The organism is Paenibacillus kribbensis, from assembly GCF_001705305.1.
GTDB classification, from domain to species: domain Bacteria; phylum Bacillota; class Bacilli; order Paenibacillales; family Paenibacillaceae; genus Paenibacillus; species Paenibacillus kribbensis_B.
This window is the reverse complement of sequence record NZ_MCBP01000006.1, coordinates 176,511-192,085: the sequence shown is the minus strand read 5'-3', so window position 1 is coordinate 192,085 and position 15,575 is coordinate 176,511. Positions and strand designations below refer to the sequence as shown.

Below are 15,575 nucleotides of genomic sequence, written 5' to 3'. Positions count from 1 at the left end.
GATAACTAGGCGGTGAAAGTCCGCTACAGGCTTGGCAGTAGGAACTGTTAGCCAAGGGCAAGGGTGTCGGCTGGGAGGCCGAATCTGAAGGAAGCCTGAGGCAAACCCTCGGTCTGACGAACAGAAATCACATAGAAGGCATGGTGGGACGGACGAGCTTGCAAGACAAAGTAAAGTCCAATACTGCCCGAATCCCATCATGTAAATGTGGCAGATAGATGAGGGGAAGGTTATCGCTCTTACCCGGGGAGATCTCACAGACGTGGAGTAGGGAAAAAAAAAAAATCCGAAAGACGGAGTAAAGCTTACTGTGAGAAGTCAGCAGAGGCCATACTACCGGGAAGTTTTTTTTCTCGGGAAGGGCCGAACAATCGTAAGTCTCGAGTACATACTGAAAGGAGAGTCGGTGCGATGAAAGCAGAATATCGAAAGGGCTGCCCGCAAAGGGATAGTGTGGAACATGAAGAGTATGCGGGAGCGCGGAGTGCCGAAACTCGGGAAAGTGGAGAAAGAGACGGTGCAAGCGACTTGCTGGAGGCGATACTGGACAGGGACAACCTGAACAGAGCCTACAAGCAGGTCAAACGCAACCATGGAGCGCCGGGAATCGACGGAATGACAGTCGAGGCGGCGTTGCCGTGGCTGCGGGAAAACAGAGACGAGCTCCTGCAAAACATCCGGGAAGGCAGATATAAGCCAAGCCCGGTACGTCGCAAGGAAATTCCCAAACCAGATGGAAGCGGAGTGCGGAAACTCGGGATTCCGACCGTAGTGGATCGCATCATCCAGCAAGCCATCGCCCAGCAGTTGCAACCGCTGTTCGAACCGCTCTTTTCGGATGGGAGCTACGGCTATCGCCCGGGGCGGAGTGCGCAGCAAGCCATCCGAAAAGTAAAAGCGTATGCGGAGCAGAGATACGGCCATGCGGTAGAAATCGACCTCTCGAAATACTTCGACACGTTGAACCATGAGCTACTCATGAACCTCTTGCGTAAACAAATCCAAGATAAGCGTGTAACCGACCTGATTAAAAAGTATCTGAAAAGCGGAGTCATGGAAAACGGAATACGCCGCGAAACGGAAGAAGGCTCTCCTCAGGGTGGGCCGTTGTCGCCCCTTTTAGCGAACATCTATCTGAACGAATTCGATCAGGAGATGAAAAGCCGAGGTGTGACAGTCATCCGTTATGCGGATGACATTGTCGTGCTGGCGAAAAGCAAGCGGGCGGCTACACGGCTTCTGGAATCATGTGGGGCATATCTGGAGAACAGGCTAAAGCTCAAGATGAATGCGCAGAAGAGCAAGGTAGTTAGCGTCGTAGCGCAGAAACACTTCAAATTCCTTGGCTTTGCGCTGGGAAAGAACGGGAGTGGTGTGTATATCCGCGTCCACAGACAATCCCTTGCAAAGGCAAAGAGGAAGCTGAAAGATTTAACGAGCCGAAGCCAAGGCAGAAACCCTCGGCAGGTGATGGAGAACGTGAAGGCCTACATTCGCGGATGGATCGGCTATTTCTATGTAGCCGACATGAAGCGAATCCTGCAAAGCTGGAATGAATGGCTGCGAAGGCGGATGCGCATGTACGTCTGGAAGCAGTGGAAGAAACCGAGAACGAAGGTGCAAAACCTGCGAAAGTTAGGGATACCGGAGTGGCAAGCTTACAAGTGGGGAAATACCCGGCTTGGTTACTGGCGTATTGCCGGAAGCGCGATTCTGACTCGCTCTGTAACAAACGAAAGGCTCGCACAGGCAGGGTATTATGACTTCCCTGCCCAGTACGAGCGTCTACGCCAATTGCACTCAAGCGGTTGAACCGCCGTATACCGAACGGTACGTACGGTGGTGTGAGAGGTCGGCTACTCAACTAATGGGTAGCCTCCTACTCGATTGTGTGTTGTTCAGGCCCGGAAGGCAAAAGGCAAACTTCTGAGCTGTCCCTTTGACGAAGCCGTTGCAGAATTTGGAGGTGGCGCTCGCTTTGCGCTCACTACTCAACAGCCGGGTTCGCGCTGTCAACTGTCACATTCACATGGAAATTGCGATGAGAAAAATTGTGAGCTAAAATGTTTTTAGTTGGTATAAGGGCGGTGAGATTGCTTGGTTGATACAGAAAAGAACTTTAAACACAAGGAATATGCATCACTCGAAGGGATGTGCTTCAAGCTTCGAGAAATTGAGCATATCAAGAACCAAGCAAATGATTGGGAGCTGAGACTTCAGTTTATTGAATCCCACATGATTCTTGTTGCAGCAAGCGGCCAAGGGTGGCTAACGATTGATGGGCAATTCACCGAACTTCGACAGGGCAGCGTTTACGTGTGCATGCCAGGTCAACTCGTCGAAGCAGCCGTGAACACCTTTGATGAACGGGGATTTTATCATATGCGATTCGATGTTATGGATGAGGGATCTTCAGTCCACTCTATGCAGATTCTTAAGAGGAACAGCCCGTTTCCCGTTAAAGGGGAAGTTACCCTTACGTCGCAGGTTTCTGTTAATACGTTGTGCGATACCATTTGCCAATACTTGCAGGACGAGGATCGTTTAAAACGCTTTCGCGGTCAAATTCTCTTTCAAGAACTGTTGCATACCATCCTGCAAGATGCCTATCTTGTACAAGGAAATGATTCAGAAACGGCTCTGGAATACGTTAAAGGATATATCGAGCAGCACTATCAGCAAGAACTCACAATCGATCATTTGGCCAAGGTGGCGGGTATTAGTACCCGTCATTTTATGCGATTATTCAAAAAAAGGTATGGCTGCAGCGCGATAGATTATTTGGCAGTTTTCCGAATTGAGCAGGCACAAAAGCTGATGAGATCGGGTGGGCAAAATCGTCTTCGGGATATTGCACGACATGTAGGTTACCATGATGATACTTATTTTCGGCGCAAATTTAAACAGGTATCGGGTGTGCCTCCAGCGGCATTTATGAAGAACAGCAGGAAAAAAATAGTCGCTTACGATTTCCCCAACATTGGGCAATTGATTGCGCTTCAAATTAATCCTTGCGCTGCACCAGCGGACCACCCATGGACTGAATATTACAAGCGAAAGTATCAAATGGATGCCGTGCTGCCTCTAAGTTCAAACCAATGGATCAAGAGAGAAGAAATTCGACTTGCTGAACCCGATTTTATTGTTGGTATCGACACTCTGGTACCTCCTGAGGAACAGGATATGCTGAGGAAAATTGCACCTGCATTTTTTGTACCCTGGGTGAAGAACGATTGGCGTACGCATTTGCGCTTAATTGGGGAATTTCTGGACAAGACCGTAGCAGCCGAGACTTGGCTTGAAAAATATGATCGAAGGGCTCTTTTTGTAAGAGAGCAAGTGAAACACGTATTCAAGGATGATCGTCTCCTCATTCTGAGAATCACCGGCAATCGTTACAATGTTTTGGGCAGTAGAAGCCTAGGTACAGTATTTTACGATGATCTGCATGTTCTGCCTGTGCAAGGCGTCGATCTTTTGAGTCAAAATCAGCAGATAACGCCTGATCAACTAGCGAATTTTGATCCAGATCGTTTATTGCTCATCGTAGACGAAGACATTCAGTCACAATTAAGTTGGCGAACACTCATGAACTCTAAGCTATGGAGTGATTTGAAAGCTGTCAGGAACAGCCGGGTGGACTTCCTTCCCTCATATCCTTGGGTAGAATATACGGCTTTCACTCATGAGCTTATGCTGGATGAAGTTTTAAAGATTTGGCGGGATCGTGCATAAAAAAAAGTCGCTATCGTCAATATTCCGAAATTATAAATTCATCTATACTCCTAATATATGATAATGATAATCAATTAGAGGTTGTCATAAATAAATCAAATGATCAGGAGGACCACCGAAGAATGAAGCAACAACGACATATAATCGCAGGTTTAATTATCGTATTGTTCGTCATTGTAAGTACTGCTTGTGGAGCCAATAATGCAGGAAACATAGCTGGCAATTCTGAAAAAGCAAATAAAGGAGCCACTGCTGAGCAGCACGTTATTTCAACTTTAAAAGGGGACCTTAGTATTCCAACGGAGCCCAAAAGAGTCATTGGACTTTCTGTTGTTTACCCGGAGTTGTTATATGCACTTGGCGTTACGCCTGTTGCGGTACAAAACTATCATCCGGATTTCCCATCCTATTTAAAAGAACCGTTTAAAGATACACTGAAGATGGGAATTGCCCAAACTCCTAATTTTGAAGCTATTCTGGCTTCTAAGCCGGATTTAATTATTGCCCCTACGTGGTGGTCCGATAAGGATTATGCTCAGCTTTCCAAAATTGCACCAACGGTGCTTTTACCGCAGCGGGATGATTGGCGTGATGAGTTACGGGATATTGGCGAGGTTCTAGGCAAAGTGGAACAGGCTGAAAAGGTCATTCAGGATTTGCAAACGAAAGAAACTGAAGCCAAGGAGAAACTCCATTCTCTAGTTGGTGACGAGACAGTCATGTACATGATGATTATGGCGAAGGAGATCGTTATTTACGGAGAAAATAGTGATCGGGGAATCTTCATCCATAAGACACTAGGTCTAAAGCCGATTAAAGAATATCCACAGGGTGAGCTAAGTCTATCCATTTCATTGGAAAAAATACCGGAATATAATCCTGACCATATCATTTTGCAGTTAGATGATGACTCCAGCCAAGAAGTTCGGAATAGATATGAGGAAATGCTGAACAGCTCTTTATGGAAAAACATGACAGCCGTGAAGAAAAAACAGGTTCACATGATGGGAGGCAAGGAATGGTTTAGTCTTGGCATGTCTCCACTGGCAGATCTTCATGCTATTAACGATGTCGTTCATGCTTTTGAAAAATAGATAACAATAATGGGAGTGTATGCTATGGGCACGGTTGATTTTCAACATTTGGAAGAAAATTTTTTCCTTACTTTGAATGAGCTCGATAAAACCGTGCTTACCATCCCTGCATTTGATCTATTAAAAGTTGAAAATATGAGTCACTTAATCGACACATACGGCACGCTCATCAAAGCTAAAGAACGATCTGTAGCGGCAGCTTTTTTTATTAGCTGGTACGCCGGGGTATGCGGTGCGATGCAGCACATGCTGTATCAAGGCAACGTGTTGCTGTTGGATTTATCATTATCTAATTTAGCCGTACAATTATATGTAGTTGACGGCTATCCGCTTTTTTCATTTAAAATCAACGAAGTGCGATTTAACCAAATTTCGATAATGGACCGGGATGAGGGGTACAAGAAATCGCTTGATTCCTTTTACAGGGAACAGGTAACGCCTATAATCCAACTTTTGTCCCAACTGGCCCCCATAAACGCTATTCCATTATGGGGACAAATCGTTAATGCGTTGTATGCTCAAATGGAAGAAGAGTTGGCCGAAGCGTCTGATGAAGAAAGTAGAAGCAGGATCATTTCTTTTTTCAAATTGCTCACCCACGATGTCGATGCTAGTGCGTTCGGACTCCGTAACAACCCGTTTAATATTAAACCAAATTTCATTGAACACCCAAATATCCCTGATCAAAAAATGTTAGTGAAAACAGCTTGTTGCCTGGCTTATTGCTTGGATCGTGAATTTGGTTACTGTTACGCATGTCCGCGATTAAAAGAAAAGGATCGGGCATTAATGAGAGCGAATGGACGTTGTTGAAAAAACATCTGCTTTCAGCATGGCTGTGAGTATTTTTTTGGCTCAACCTCAAAATCAGTAGCCAAGGAAAAGTCATCATATTTGTTGTAATGGAAGCCGCATTTATTAATTCTTGTTGAATTTGTGCTAGTCGGCTAATAGGTACATATTGATCATCTTCTCCAGTTCAATCTATAATTTTTTTCAACCCTAGGCGGAACAAAGAGGAACAAAAAGAAATAGAGGCTGTCCCCTGTGCAGAGTTCTTTCTGCAAAGGGAAACAGCCTCTTTTTGCCGACCCATGACATAAGGGATTCGGGGGATCCGTATTAACTATTTATCAAATTTAATCATTGCGGTTATCTGTTTCATCCTTAGCATGACAGGGATCATATCCGGTCAGTGGCTGGCGAAGTTTCTTCCGGGCGTATTCCCCGTCCTGATTGGAGCATTATTGCTGTTCATTGTCGGTGCCCGCATCATTCTGCTGGCAGTACCGCGTAAGAAGCAGGAATCCAGCCAGGACAGTGAAGAAGACGGAGAGGCTGCGTCAGGCGGATCACTCAAAGGAATTCTGCAAAATCCAGAAACCGTGGATAAAGACAAATCAGGCTCTATTGGATACCTTGAGGCAGCGGTGCTGGGGGTTGCACTTGCCGCTAATGCCGTTACGAATGGGATCGGTGCAGGTCTGATAGGACTGTCACCGCTCGCGATCTCTCTGACCGCAGCAATCGGCAGTTATATTACGGTCTGGCTTGGTGTGATCCTGGGACAAAAAGTGTCGTCGATTCGCATTGGCTCTTTCACATTAGGTCAGTTCAGCACGGTCTTAAGTGGAGTTATCATTATTTTGATTGCTTGCAATTCTTTCTTTGGGTAAGTGTAGAGTTGGAAAGGAGTGGCGATAGCGTCGAAAAAAACAAAGCGACCATGCTTAGTTTGCATGATCGCTTTGTTTTTAAAGTTAAAATGGACCGCATAGGCGATCCATTTGTACATTCCTATTTTATTGATGATGCCACCACGATTCCACAATTTGATGAGCATGTTGTGGATGATATCCTCTTCCGATGAGGTAGGAAACTGCTGCCGCCTCTCTTAAAGCATGTTCCGTGGAAATGGTCTTGGCTTCCCACAAACCGTTTTTTACCCAAGGCTCAACTACTGCTAATGTTTCATTTTTTAAATTGTGCATATGAGTCGACTGCGGATAATGGCTATACATATAAGCCGTTTGCGGATAATGAGTATATGCCAATTAATTCTCCTCCTTTTTTCCAGCAAGAATACACTAGCATATGCCCATATTGTTTTTTGGTGAGTCCAAAATTCTCAACCATGGTTTTGGGACTTATATCGAATTATTTATAAGCCATTGTTATAGGAATTTTTTCATTTCATTAAATGCTAACTCCCTGTGACCTGCTTGGCAGTGTTGTTCGCCACCCGTTTCTTTAGTAAATACTTTGGTTGTAATAGAAGCCGCATTGATTAATTCTTGTTGAATTTGTGCGAGTCGGCTAATAGGTACGTATTGATCATTTTCTCCAGCTAATAAAAGAACATCTTGATTAATGAATGCTCCAATGCCGTGCATCGTGTGTTTTTCGAAATTTCTAATGAGATCAAAAGGCGTTGCTTCACCCGTGTTTTCCATCCCCTTGGTAATCTTCCAATGTAAATCAATATTGTGAGACATCATCTTTTCGAATAAATAATTCACTTGAACCACTTCATTACGATCGACTAGCTGCATTATACTCTGATACGTTTCTTCTGGCATACCCATTTTTAATGCATCCAAGCCACAATAGAAAATGTTAAAAGCAACTACTTTATCGATTCTCTTTTCGAAAGCTGCTGCCCGCATAGCCAAATACCCTCCCCAAGAAGCACCTACAAGGCTTACACGATCTAATTGGAAATAATCAATCACCGTTGATATTGGCTTTTCCCAGTTGTGAATGAATTTAAGACCGTTTTTTAATGCAGTTCCTTGTCCAGGACCATCAAATACAATAATATTGTAATCAATTCCTTTCATAAATTTCATCATTTTAAGCATCTCTTCCATGTAAGAATCATACCCACCAAAGACAAGTAATGTTTTCGTAGCTCCAGGTGTCAATAATTTTACAGCAGGCAGATAGGAGTTCTCATAGGGAATCTTGTAGGATTCATAATCAAAATCATGAAAGCTTCTATAGAATGTTTCTCTATATTTTTGATACATTTTTACTTTATTGGGGTCGGTGGGTGCAAGATAAAATTCGGCAGCTTGATAGTAGGCTGAGGCTAAGTCATAGTCCTTGCTATCTTCGCGTTTCTTTGCAAAATCTAGCCAAGCTTCATACCAGCTATGGGTATCGTTTAATTTCGGAATGATTATTTCCAAATCAGCTTCGGCACGATCATCTTCTTGGTAATAATCATTGATAAAACGATTAATTTGAAGATTAAATTGTTCGTTATTTACATATTGCTTAAACATATATTTTCCTCCTTCGATTCGGGTATGTGCTTACTATAGAGCATAGTTACTGCTTAAAACATAATTAATATCGTATCATCTGTAGGATATCTTACACGTTATACTTGAATTGTTCGAAAACTTACACATAAGGAGCAAATGGCTAAATGAATGAAGATATCAGAATTTACAAAACAAAAATGGCTATTGAACGAGCCTTAATTGAATTACTCCAGCAACATGATTTTAAAGATATTACGATCAAAAAAATTTGTGATCAAGCTCTTATCGGACGTTCTACTTTTTATAGTCATTATTTGGATAAGTACGATTTGCTAGAAAAAATAGTTAAACAGTATGCTTCTGATTTTAAAGTTGAGGTTGAACATCGTTTTGAGGCAATGGAAGAGGGGAAGGTGGCTAATGCCATAGAACTTGTAACCGATAAAATGATTACAAATAAGTTTGAGATTTCAACATTGTTAGCCGTTCATATAGCATCAGCTGATCTACGTAAGGAGTTTGAACAAATTTTGTTTAGGACTTGCTTAGCTTATTTAAAGCAACAGAAATATTCAACGTCGATCGCATTGGAGTATTTAGCAGAACTATATGCTGCTAACTCAATGATGACTATCCATTGGGTTTTGAAAAATGGCAAAGATGCTAATATTATTATTTTTTTAGACCAAATGCAAGAATATATTTTTAATCAGCTAAAGTAATGGGAGGTGCCTTGCTTATTTCAGAGATTGGCGTTGTCTTTTCCTTGTATCTGTCGGAGCATTCGAAACTTGACGATGCCGCATTATAAAGGATATCATATATAGATTAAATCCTGAATTGAGGTGAGCCACCGAGGATGAAGTATTCTAAAGCGACGAACTATGCCCTTCACACCATGCTCTGTTTAGTAGCATTAACTCCTAATAATAAGCCTGTTGGTGTACAACAGTTAGCGGATCGACAAGGGGTTTCACCTACTTACTTGTCTAAAATACTGACCAAGCTGGTCAAGGCGGGAATGATTGAATCCACTTCAGGTGCCAATGGCGGTTATAGATTGAAGCGGAACTGGGAGGATATTTCGTTTCTAGATGTCATTCATGCGATTGAAGGCACAACTTCTTTGTTCGATTGTTGCATGAACCATGAAGCAGAATGCTTAATTCAAAAAGTAATGGTTTCAGCGGAGAACAAAATGGATGAACATCTTAGAAATCAAAAGCTGTCCGAACTTGCCAAAGAAATAAAATTGGTTCTGTGAGCCATATTTATTTCGGGATAATTATAGATATAAAGAATCTTTTATATATTTTATATTTAACGGCATGGTGAAACAGCAGGGGGCATTCGCAGAGTATAAATAGTCGGGTTCGTGCTGTCCATGCACGCTTGGTTTGTTTTGAAAAGCATTGAGGTACTAGTTGGAGGAGATAGAGTTTCAAATAGGTCAATATTTTACAGGCCCATTCCTTACCATAAAAGGATTGATTTTTTGCATAGTCGCTTTAAATAGGTTTTAGATCAAGCATAAAAAAATATAAACACCCCATTTAATTGAGGCGCTAGCTTTAGCAGCACATGGAAGTACCACCGGATTAAATGGAGCTAGCGGGGCAGGGAAAAGCTCAACAAAATTGTTGCAGATGACGAAAGGAAGAGGGTGGAGGAAAAAAATTATTAACAAAGACTCGAAATTGAATTAATGAACTAGATCATATGATAAATGCTAAAATGCTAATATATTCGGCGTGAAAGAGACTCGCTATGGCTTTCTCTTCGGAAAACTTAAGGTACGGGTATCCAAAAGATGCCTGAAATATTGAAAGCGATTTCAATTGAAAGTAGACCATATTGTTTTCTGAAAATGTAACATTAAATAGACTGATAAATAAAAAATGGAGGTAATACGTTTATGATTAAAAAGCTTTCGGTGTTTATATTAGCTTTTACATTATTGCTGAGCTGTTTACCAATGATGTCTGTTCATGCTGCTAACAGTACAATTGCAAAACTTTCTGGGAATTCAAATCCTCTGATGGACCATAAATTGGGAGCCGATCCCTTTGCACTAGTCTATAATGGAAGGGTTTATATCTTTATGTCAAGCGATGCGTACGTCTATAATAGTGACGGAACGATTAAAGATAATGATTTTAGTGCACTTAATAAAATAAACGTCATATCTTCTGCTGATATGGTGAACTGGACGGACCACGGTGCAATTCCGGTCGCAGGATACAATAATGCAAATAATGGAACTGGCATTGCAAAATGGGCATCACTCTCATGGGCTCCGTCAGTTGCACACAAAAATATAAACGGTAAGGATAAATTCTTCCTTTATTTCGCAAATGGTGCATCTGGTATTGGTGTGCTAACTGCAGACACTCCGATCGGACCGTGGAAAGACCCAGTCGGAAAAGCTCTTGTTACACAAAGCACAGCTGGAATGTCCGGAGTTACATGGCTTTTTGACCCGGCAGTATTGGTGGATGATGATGGAACAGGATATCTGTATGCTGGTGGAGGTATACCCAATACCTCGGACCCAGCGTCAATTGCAAATCCTAAAACAGCCAGAGTTTTAAAATTGGGCGCTGATATGACTAGCATTGTTGGAAGTGCAGTAACCATTGATGCTCCTTACATGTTTGAAGATTCTGGAATTCATAAGTATAACGGCAAATATTATTACTCTTATTGTATTAATTTTTCCGGTACACACCCGTCAAATTATCCAGCAGGTGAAATCGGCTACATGGTGAGCAACAGTCCTATGGGTCCCTTTACTTATAAAGGGCATTTTCTGAAAAATCCATCTACATTTTTTGGAGTTGGCGGAAATAACCATCATGCTGTGTTTAACTTTAATAACCAATGGTATGTAGTGTACCATGCCCAAACGGTCAGCAAGGCTGTATTGGGAGATGGAAAAGGATACCGTTCTCCGCATATCAATAAGCTTGTGCATAATGCTGATGGAACAGTACAAGAGGTTCAGGGAGATATGGCAGGTGTATCTCAGATAGCCAATCTTAATCCATACAATAGGACTGAGGCTGAAACGATCGGATGGAATGCAGGCATTACAACTGAGGTAAGTCAGGCAGCAGGCGGACCAACAAATAATCTTGATGTGACAAATATACACAATGGTGACTGGATTGCTGTAGGAAACGCTGACTTTGGTTCCGGCGGAGCCAAGACGTTTAAAGCAAATGTAGCATCAAATGTAGGCGGCAAAATAGAAATACGTCTGGACAGTACCACGGGTACTCTTGTTGGAACTCTTAACGTCAGTTCCACTGGAGGAACACAAACATGGAAGGAAATAGAAACCACTGTAAGCAATGCAACCGGTGTTCACAAGGTTTTCTTAGTCTTTACCGGAGCAGGGACCAATAACTTATTTAATATTGATTACTGGCAGTTTTCACCCAACACTACTGGAGGAACCAAGGTTGAAGCCGAGAATATGACTCTTGGCGGTACTTACGCTGGGAAGATCAGTTCTCCTTTCAATGGGGTCGCTTTATATGCAAATAATGATTATTGCGCATACACTCAGTATTTTGCAAACTCCACCCATAGTATTTCAGTCAGGGGCTCTTCCAATAATTCAAGCACCGCCAGAGTAGACTTGCAAATAGGAGGAACCACAGTTGGTTCATTTTATTTTACCGGAACTACGCCGACGGTCCAAACCTTATCCAATATCACCCATGCAACTGGAAATCAAGAGGTTAAACTGATCGTAACTACCGATAACGGGACTTGGGATGCATTCGTGGATTATTTAGAAATTAATTAACGGTTGGTGATTCAACCTCAGAAAGGACTTAAAGCTTCTAAACCTTTGTTCAATTATGCCACTAAATCAACTGGTGGTTTTGTTAATTTTGATTATGTACACTTGGAGCAATAAGATGACAGGAAGGAATGCATCCGCAACATTCTTACAGGAGTGCTGCGGATGTAATCAGTATTTTGTTTCTTGTGAGATTATTTCATCCTCTCATGGCGTATACATAATGATATGCAAACAAACATGAGAAATCATTGATGCCTTTTATTTAGGCCATTGAACATACTGAGGATGAGACGACCTAGCAATAGGCGTTTTTTTGTTACCAATTTACTATATAGCCTTGAAGAACATCCCCATGTACAGGCTTTTAATAATGCATCCGTTGATTTCGGTAGAAGCATGAAACCACATGATTTGTTAAATGAAGCTATTTCTCAACGTAAGCGAATGATTGAAAAACTAAAAATGGTTTTAGAAGCTATTCAAAAAGGTATCTTGAGTAAATATCTGAAAGGGATATGATTTTATTCTAAAAAATGGTACAATTATGAGCAATCAGACTATTATATTACTACTTGTTTTCCAATTCCATAGTTTATTTAACTATGCATCAAATGATAAGTTTATGCTGAAAGGGTGGTTTATCCATGGAAATCACACCTACGATACGAGCTGAATTAGACAGATACTTAAAACAACAGGGTTTGAGCCTAACGCAATTTGGACATATTGCAGGGATGAATCGGGGAATAGTAAGTAGTATTGTGACAGGAAATAAGTCTATGTCTGTAAACCAGCTTGACCGAATTACTGAGGCTATGGGTTTAGCGGAAGGCTACTTTTACGACTTATTTATAGAAAACTACATCATCGACTTCCCCCCGAATATGCGTCGAATTGAGCGGTTGCTATATCGTTGTGCAGAGCTGGACAAGCTGGATGCGATCCATCGGGTGGTAGGAGCCATCATGGACAATCTACTCTATTCGCCCAAATTATTTGACATTGCGGAAACCCTATTTGCACAGGGACGACATGCTGCCGCACTACTGCTCTATGAGGGCGTAGCTGAAGCGGAAAAGTATCAACATTCCGAACGCTTAGCCATTTGTCAATATCGTATATTCACGATTCAGATTGGAGACGATCAAAGCGGAAATCTCAGGGCCTCAGCAGTATTTGAAGCGTTTGTTGAACGCCTAGATGAAATAGATCAGCTTGACGCATTGAAGGATTTGGCAAACGTGTACAGGTCTTTGCGTAAATGGGACAAAGTTGATGAAATGGCGAGAAAAATGAGGGCTAAAGCGGAAATCCAATATTCGATGAAACACCAACAGGACAGCCGAGAGTATGATGAGTGCTCTAAAAGGCTAAGTCGCCCCATGTTTGTTTACATCACCTATGCTGATTTACTGTGTGCCAGTGTATGTGAAGCGCAAGGCGATTACCAACAAGCTCTAGATTATACATACACCTACACTAATTTAGATTGGGTCAAAGAGACTGACGAAAAAACCCAACACTGGATTGGTTTGTTCCAACATTGGGCAGAAGGTAATACTTACGTATACAAGCTGTTGTCAGGAGATATAAGTGTGCTTCGAGATTATGTTGAATATATTGCAGCAACATCAGGCTCTAACGAACAAGAGGAAATCTCCAAATTGTTGAATGTTGTAATTGCAGCAAACCGATTTGAATTAGAAGTGGATGATATACTTCAACGGTTTGATACGGAGATTAATTCGTTTTCTGAGCGTTCCTCATCCGATGATATGTACACCAAACAGGTGATACCGGACTATATCGCGTGGTTTGGTTACGAGTTAGCTTATTATTATTTACATCGAGGTTCCTATATTGATGGTTTTAAACATTTGATGTATTCAATGGAAAGTTATCATATACTAAATAATGAGACTTATTTTATAAATTGTATGGGTCTGTTTTTACATTTTCGTGAGTATGTGGTTACCGAAACCAAAGCGAAGTTTTTAAATCTTATTGAAAAGGTGTGGTTAGATAATGTTGAAAAAAGTAGCTCTTCTGATCATCGCGGCTAGTTTTTTGTTTATTGTTACTGTGCCAGATCAAGCCTTTAACCACCACCACGGTATTAAGCCTCAAGTTACCATTGGAGGTGCTTAAACATAAATAAAACGGAATGAAAAAGGAGCTAAAATAGATGCACTCCCAAAACAGTTATTGGAGAGGACCAGCAGGTTCAGCCAATAAAAATTGGGGGTGCATTTTATATTTAAGCAATTAACATACATATGAATTGCTGATATTTGACTCAGCAAAAAACGCAAACCGATATTGCTCATGAACTTGGTATCGCGAAACAGCAGCTATATAACTACAAAAAACTCCTAACACTGATTCCTGAGTTACAGGATATGATTGAAGATCAGGAGTTGAAAGCGACGACTATAAGCTTTTGGTCATAGGTAGAAAGGTTAATCCTTCTCATAACAATTGGGAATTAAGGTCATTTTCCATAAATTTGAATAGTGTTATTATGTCATAACGAACTCAAATCAGAGGTAAATTATGACAACCATTAAAGTCTGGAGCTTCCTAGATTATATTTCGTATGGTATTCCAAAAGGAATGTATCAAGGCTACATGGAACGGGCAGCTAAACAAAACGATTCATGGAATGACATGCTCAATTTCGGTACATTTGGAGTAACGGGTATGATTCAAGGGGCATTTAATCCAAACAATGCCTGGTCAAAGGAACATTGGGCTAATATGATTCGGTACAGCAGGATTATTTGGAGGAGTCAGTTCGGTAATCAAACCTAAAATTGGGATTGGTAATACAATAAGATTTAACGGTGAGGTTAGACCATTTCCCAAAGGCCATGATCTAGATTTGAAATCATGGGAAGAAATGCCTGTAAGTGGTCAGAGAAGGTTAACACCAGATGGACTGAAAATTATGAATGTTCATGCAAAACACTTTGGAGAACTTGGAAAAGAAAAATATATGAAGTTATCGACTATAGAAAAAGAAGAGTATGTTTATAATGAAATTATGAAAAGTAATGACAAATTTAATTCCTCCGAAATATACGAAGCACAGAGATATATTTATAAATTGAGAAACGGACAGTGGCCTCTGCCTAGTTGGAAAGGATATGAAGAATAGTGGACGAAAGAGTAAATACTAATTTAACAGCAAAGCAAGCCAGAAAAATTGCTCAGGATTATCAAGAAAAATATAAGCTATACGGTGTAATTCATGCTGACACTGAGAAGTCCGTAAAATTTTACCCGGAATTCTACAGAGTTGAGGGTGCTGCTTGGTTGGTTTTGGCTGATATCACGCCAAAGAGCTATGAAGGCGATGATGAAATTACTTTTGTTGTTTCGGATAGTGATGGGATTGTTGATCATGTACTTGATCATAATGGACTACCTCAGCGCTATCATGTACCTAGCAATAGAGATTATACAGATGAAGAGTTTGAAGCTATTTTTAATGATGAGGATAAGTAAGTTGCATTACAGCGCCATATAGGAATTTTTAAGCTTGCTCCTTTAACAATAAAAATGGGAGTGAGCTTTTTTTATAGTTATAAATATCAATCATACATATAACAATTTCATAAAATTGGGCAAACTATAAGGGAGTCAATGAAGACTCCCTATTTT

The 15,575-nt window shown here is 41.2% G+C and carries 13 protein-coding genes and 2 pseudogenes; 13 read left to right on the top strand and 2 right to left on the bottom strand.

Going from position 1 to position 15,575, the window contains the following annotated elements; translation table 11 throughout:
* Positions 1-411: 411 nt before the first annotated feature.
* The 5 genes and pseudogenes from ltrA to ytaF form a co-directional block, all read left to right on the top strand.
* Complete coding sequence (ltrA, locus tag BAZ21_RS13600; protein ID WP_068501386.1) at positions 412-1,812, top strand: group II intron reverse transcriptase/maturase; 1,401 nt, start codon at positions 412-414, stop codon at positions 1,810-1,812.
* Between the two features lie 285 nt (positions 1,813-2,097).
* Entirely contained in the window at positions 2,098-3,735 is a 1,638-nt protein-coding gene (locus BAZ21_RS13595; RefSeq protein WP_068501382.1) for a helix-turn-helix domain-containing protein, read from the top strand.
* A 122-nt stretch (positions 3,736-3,857) separates the two neighbouring features.
* Positions 3,858-4,829, top strand: coding sequence for an ABC transporter substrate-binding protein (locus tag BAZ21_RS13590; RefSeq protein ID WP_068501378.1), 972 nt, complete (start codon positions 3,858-3,860; stop codon positions 4,827-4,829).
* A gap of 24 nt (positions 4,830-4,853) precedes the next feature.
* Entirely contained in the window at positions 4,854-5,642 is a 789-nt protein-coding gene (locus BAZ21_RS13585) for a hypothetical protein (RefSeq protein ID WP_068501374.1), read from the top strand.
* Positions 5,643-5,932: 290 nt separating this feature from the next.
* Positions 5,933-6,505: pseudogene (gene ytaF / locus BAZ21_RS13580) on the top strand (sporulation membrane protein YtaF); the annotation flags it as partial.
* Between the two features lie 126 nt (positions 6,506-6,631).
* On the opposite strand, the gene BAZ21_RS13575 reads toward ytaF, so the two are convergent.
* Both BAZ21_RS13575 and BAZ21_RS13570 read right to left on the bottom strand, forming a co-directional pair.
* The gene (locus BAZ21_RS13575; protein ID WP_256020929.1) at positions 6,632-6,883 is read right to left on the bottom strand and encodes a hypothetical protein; all 252 of its coding nucleotides are present in this window, start codon (positions 6,881-6,883) and stop codon (positions 6,632-6,634) included.
* A 120-nt stretch (positions 6,884-7,003) separates the two neighbouring features.
* Complete coding sequence (locus BAZ21_RS13570; protein WP_068501372.1) at positions 7,004-8,116, bottom strand: alpha/beta fold hydrolase; 1,113 nt, start codon at positions 8,114-8,116, stop codon at positions 7,004-7,006.
* A 146-nt stretch (positions 8,117-8,262) separates the two neighbouring features.
* Here BAZ21_RS13570 and BAZ21_RS13565 point away from each other — a divergent pair, with 146 nt between their 5' ends.
* The 8 genes and pseudogenes from BAZ21_RS13565 to BAZ21_RS13540 all read left to right on the top strand — a co-directional run bounded on the left by BAZ21_RS13565 (position 8,263) and on the right by BAZ21_RS13540 (position 15,419).
* Positions 8,263-8,820: a TetR/AcrR family transcriptional regulator gene (locus BAZ21_RS13565; RefSeq protein ID WP_068501369.1), complete on the top strand. Its 558-nt coding sequence runs from the start codon at positions 8,263-8,265 to the stop codon at positions 8,818-8,820.
* A 137-nt stretch (positions 8,821-8,957) separates the two neighbouring features.
* Positions 8,958-9,362: an Rrf2 family transcriptional regulator gene (locus BAZ21_RS13560; protein ID WP_068501366.1), complete on the top strand. Its 405-nt coding sequence runs from the start codon at positions 8,958-8,960 to the stop codon at positions 9,360-9,362.
* 651 nt (positions 9,363-10,013) lie between these two features.
* Positions 10,014-11,912 (top strand): carbohydrate-binding protein, encoded by a 1,899-nt coding sequence (locus BAZ21_RS13555; RefSeq protein WP_068501363.1) that lies wholly within the window; start codon positions 10,014-10,016, stop codon positions 11,910-11,912.
* Positions 11,913-12,197: 285 nt separating this feature from the next.
* Positions 12,198-12,431 carry a hypothetical protein gene (locus BAZ21_RS29645; RefSeq protein WP_256020924.1) on the top strand — a complete coding sequence of 78 codons (234 nt, stop codon included), beginning with the start codon at positions 12,198-12,200 and terminating at the stop codon, positions 12,429-12,431.
* A gap of 125 nt (positions 12,432-12,556) precedes the next feature.
* Complete coding sequence (locus BAZ21_RS13550) at positions 12,557-13,975, top strand: helix-turn-helix domain-containing protein (protein ID WP_068501358.1); 1,419 nt, start codon at positions 12,557-12,559, stop codon at positions 13,973-13,975.
* 228 nt (positions 13,976-14,203) lie between these two features.
* Entirely contained in the window at positions 14,204-14,362 is a 159-nt protein-coding gene (locus BAZ21_RS30385) for a hypothetical protein (RefSeq protein ID WP_444939612.1), read from the top strand.
* Positions 14,363-14,480: 118 nt separating this feature from the next.
* Positions 14,481-15,069, top strand: a pseudogene (locus BAZ21_RS27935) (zincin-like metallopeptidase toxin domain-containing protein); the annotation flags it as partial.
* Complete coding sequence (locus tag BAZ21_RS13540; protein ID WP_068501355.1) at positions 15,069-15,419, top strand: hypothetical protein; 351 nt, start codon at positions 15,069-15,071, stop codon at positions 15,417-15,419. The pseudogene BAZ21_RS27935 and the gene BAZ21_RS13540, both read left to right, overlap by 1 nt.
* Positions 15,420-15,575: the final 156 nt, after the last annotated feature.

Bases quoted from the DNA above. Each gene is read 5' to 3' on its own strand.
- BAZ21_RS13570 (WP_068501372.1), bottom strand. From the start codon at position 8,116: ATGTTTAAGCAATATGTAAATAACGAACAATTTAATCTTCAAATTAAT.
- ltrA (WP_068501386.1), top strand. From the start codon at position 412: ATGAAAGCAGAATATCGAAAGGGCTGCCCGCAAAGGGATAGTGTGGAA.
- BAZ21_RS29645 (WP_256020924.1), top strand. From the start codon at position 12,198: ATGAGACGACCTAGCAATAGGCGTTTTTTTGTTACCAATTTACTATAT.
- BAZ21_RS13590 (WP_068501378.1), top strand. From the start codon at position 3,858: ATGAAGCAACAACGACATATAATCGCAGGTTTAATTATCGTATTGTTC.
- BAZ21_RS13560 (WP_068501366.1), top strand. From the start codon at position 8,958: ATGAAGTATTCTAAAGCGACGAACTATGCCCTTCACACCATGCTCTGT.
- BAZ21_RS13550 (WP_068501358.1), top strand. From the start codon at position 12,557: ATGGAAATCACACCTACGATACGAGCTGAATTAGACAGATACTTAAAA.
- BAZ21_RS13585 (WP_068501374.1), top strand. From the start codon at position 4,854: ATGGGCACGGTTGATTTTCAACATTTGGAAGAAAATTTTTTCCTTACT.
- BAZ21_RS13565 (WP_068501369.1), top strand. From the start codon at position 8,263: ATGAATGAAGATATCAGAATTTACAAAACAAAAATGGCTATTGAACGA.
- BAZ21_RS13555 (WP_068501363.1), top strand. From the start codon at position 10,014: ATGATTAAAAAGCTTTCGGTGTTTATATTAGCTTTTACATTATTGCTG.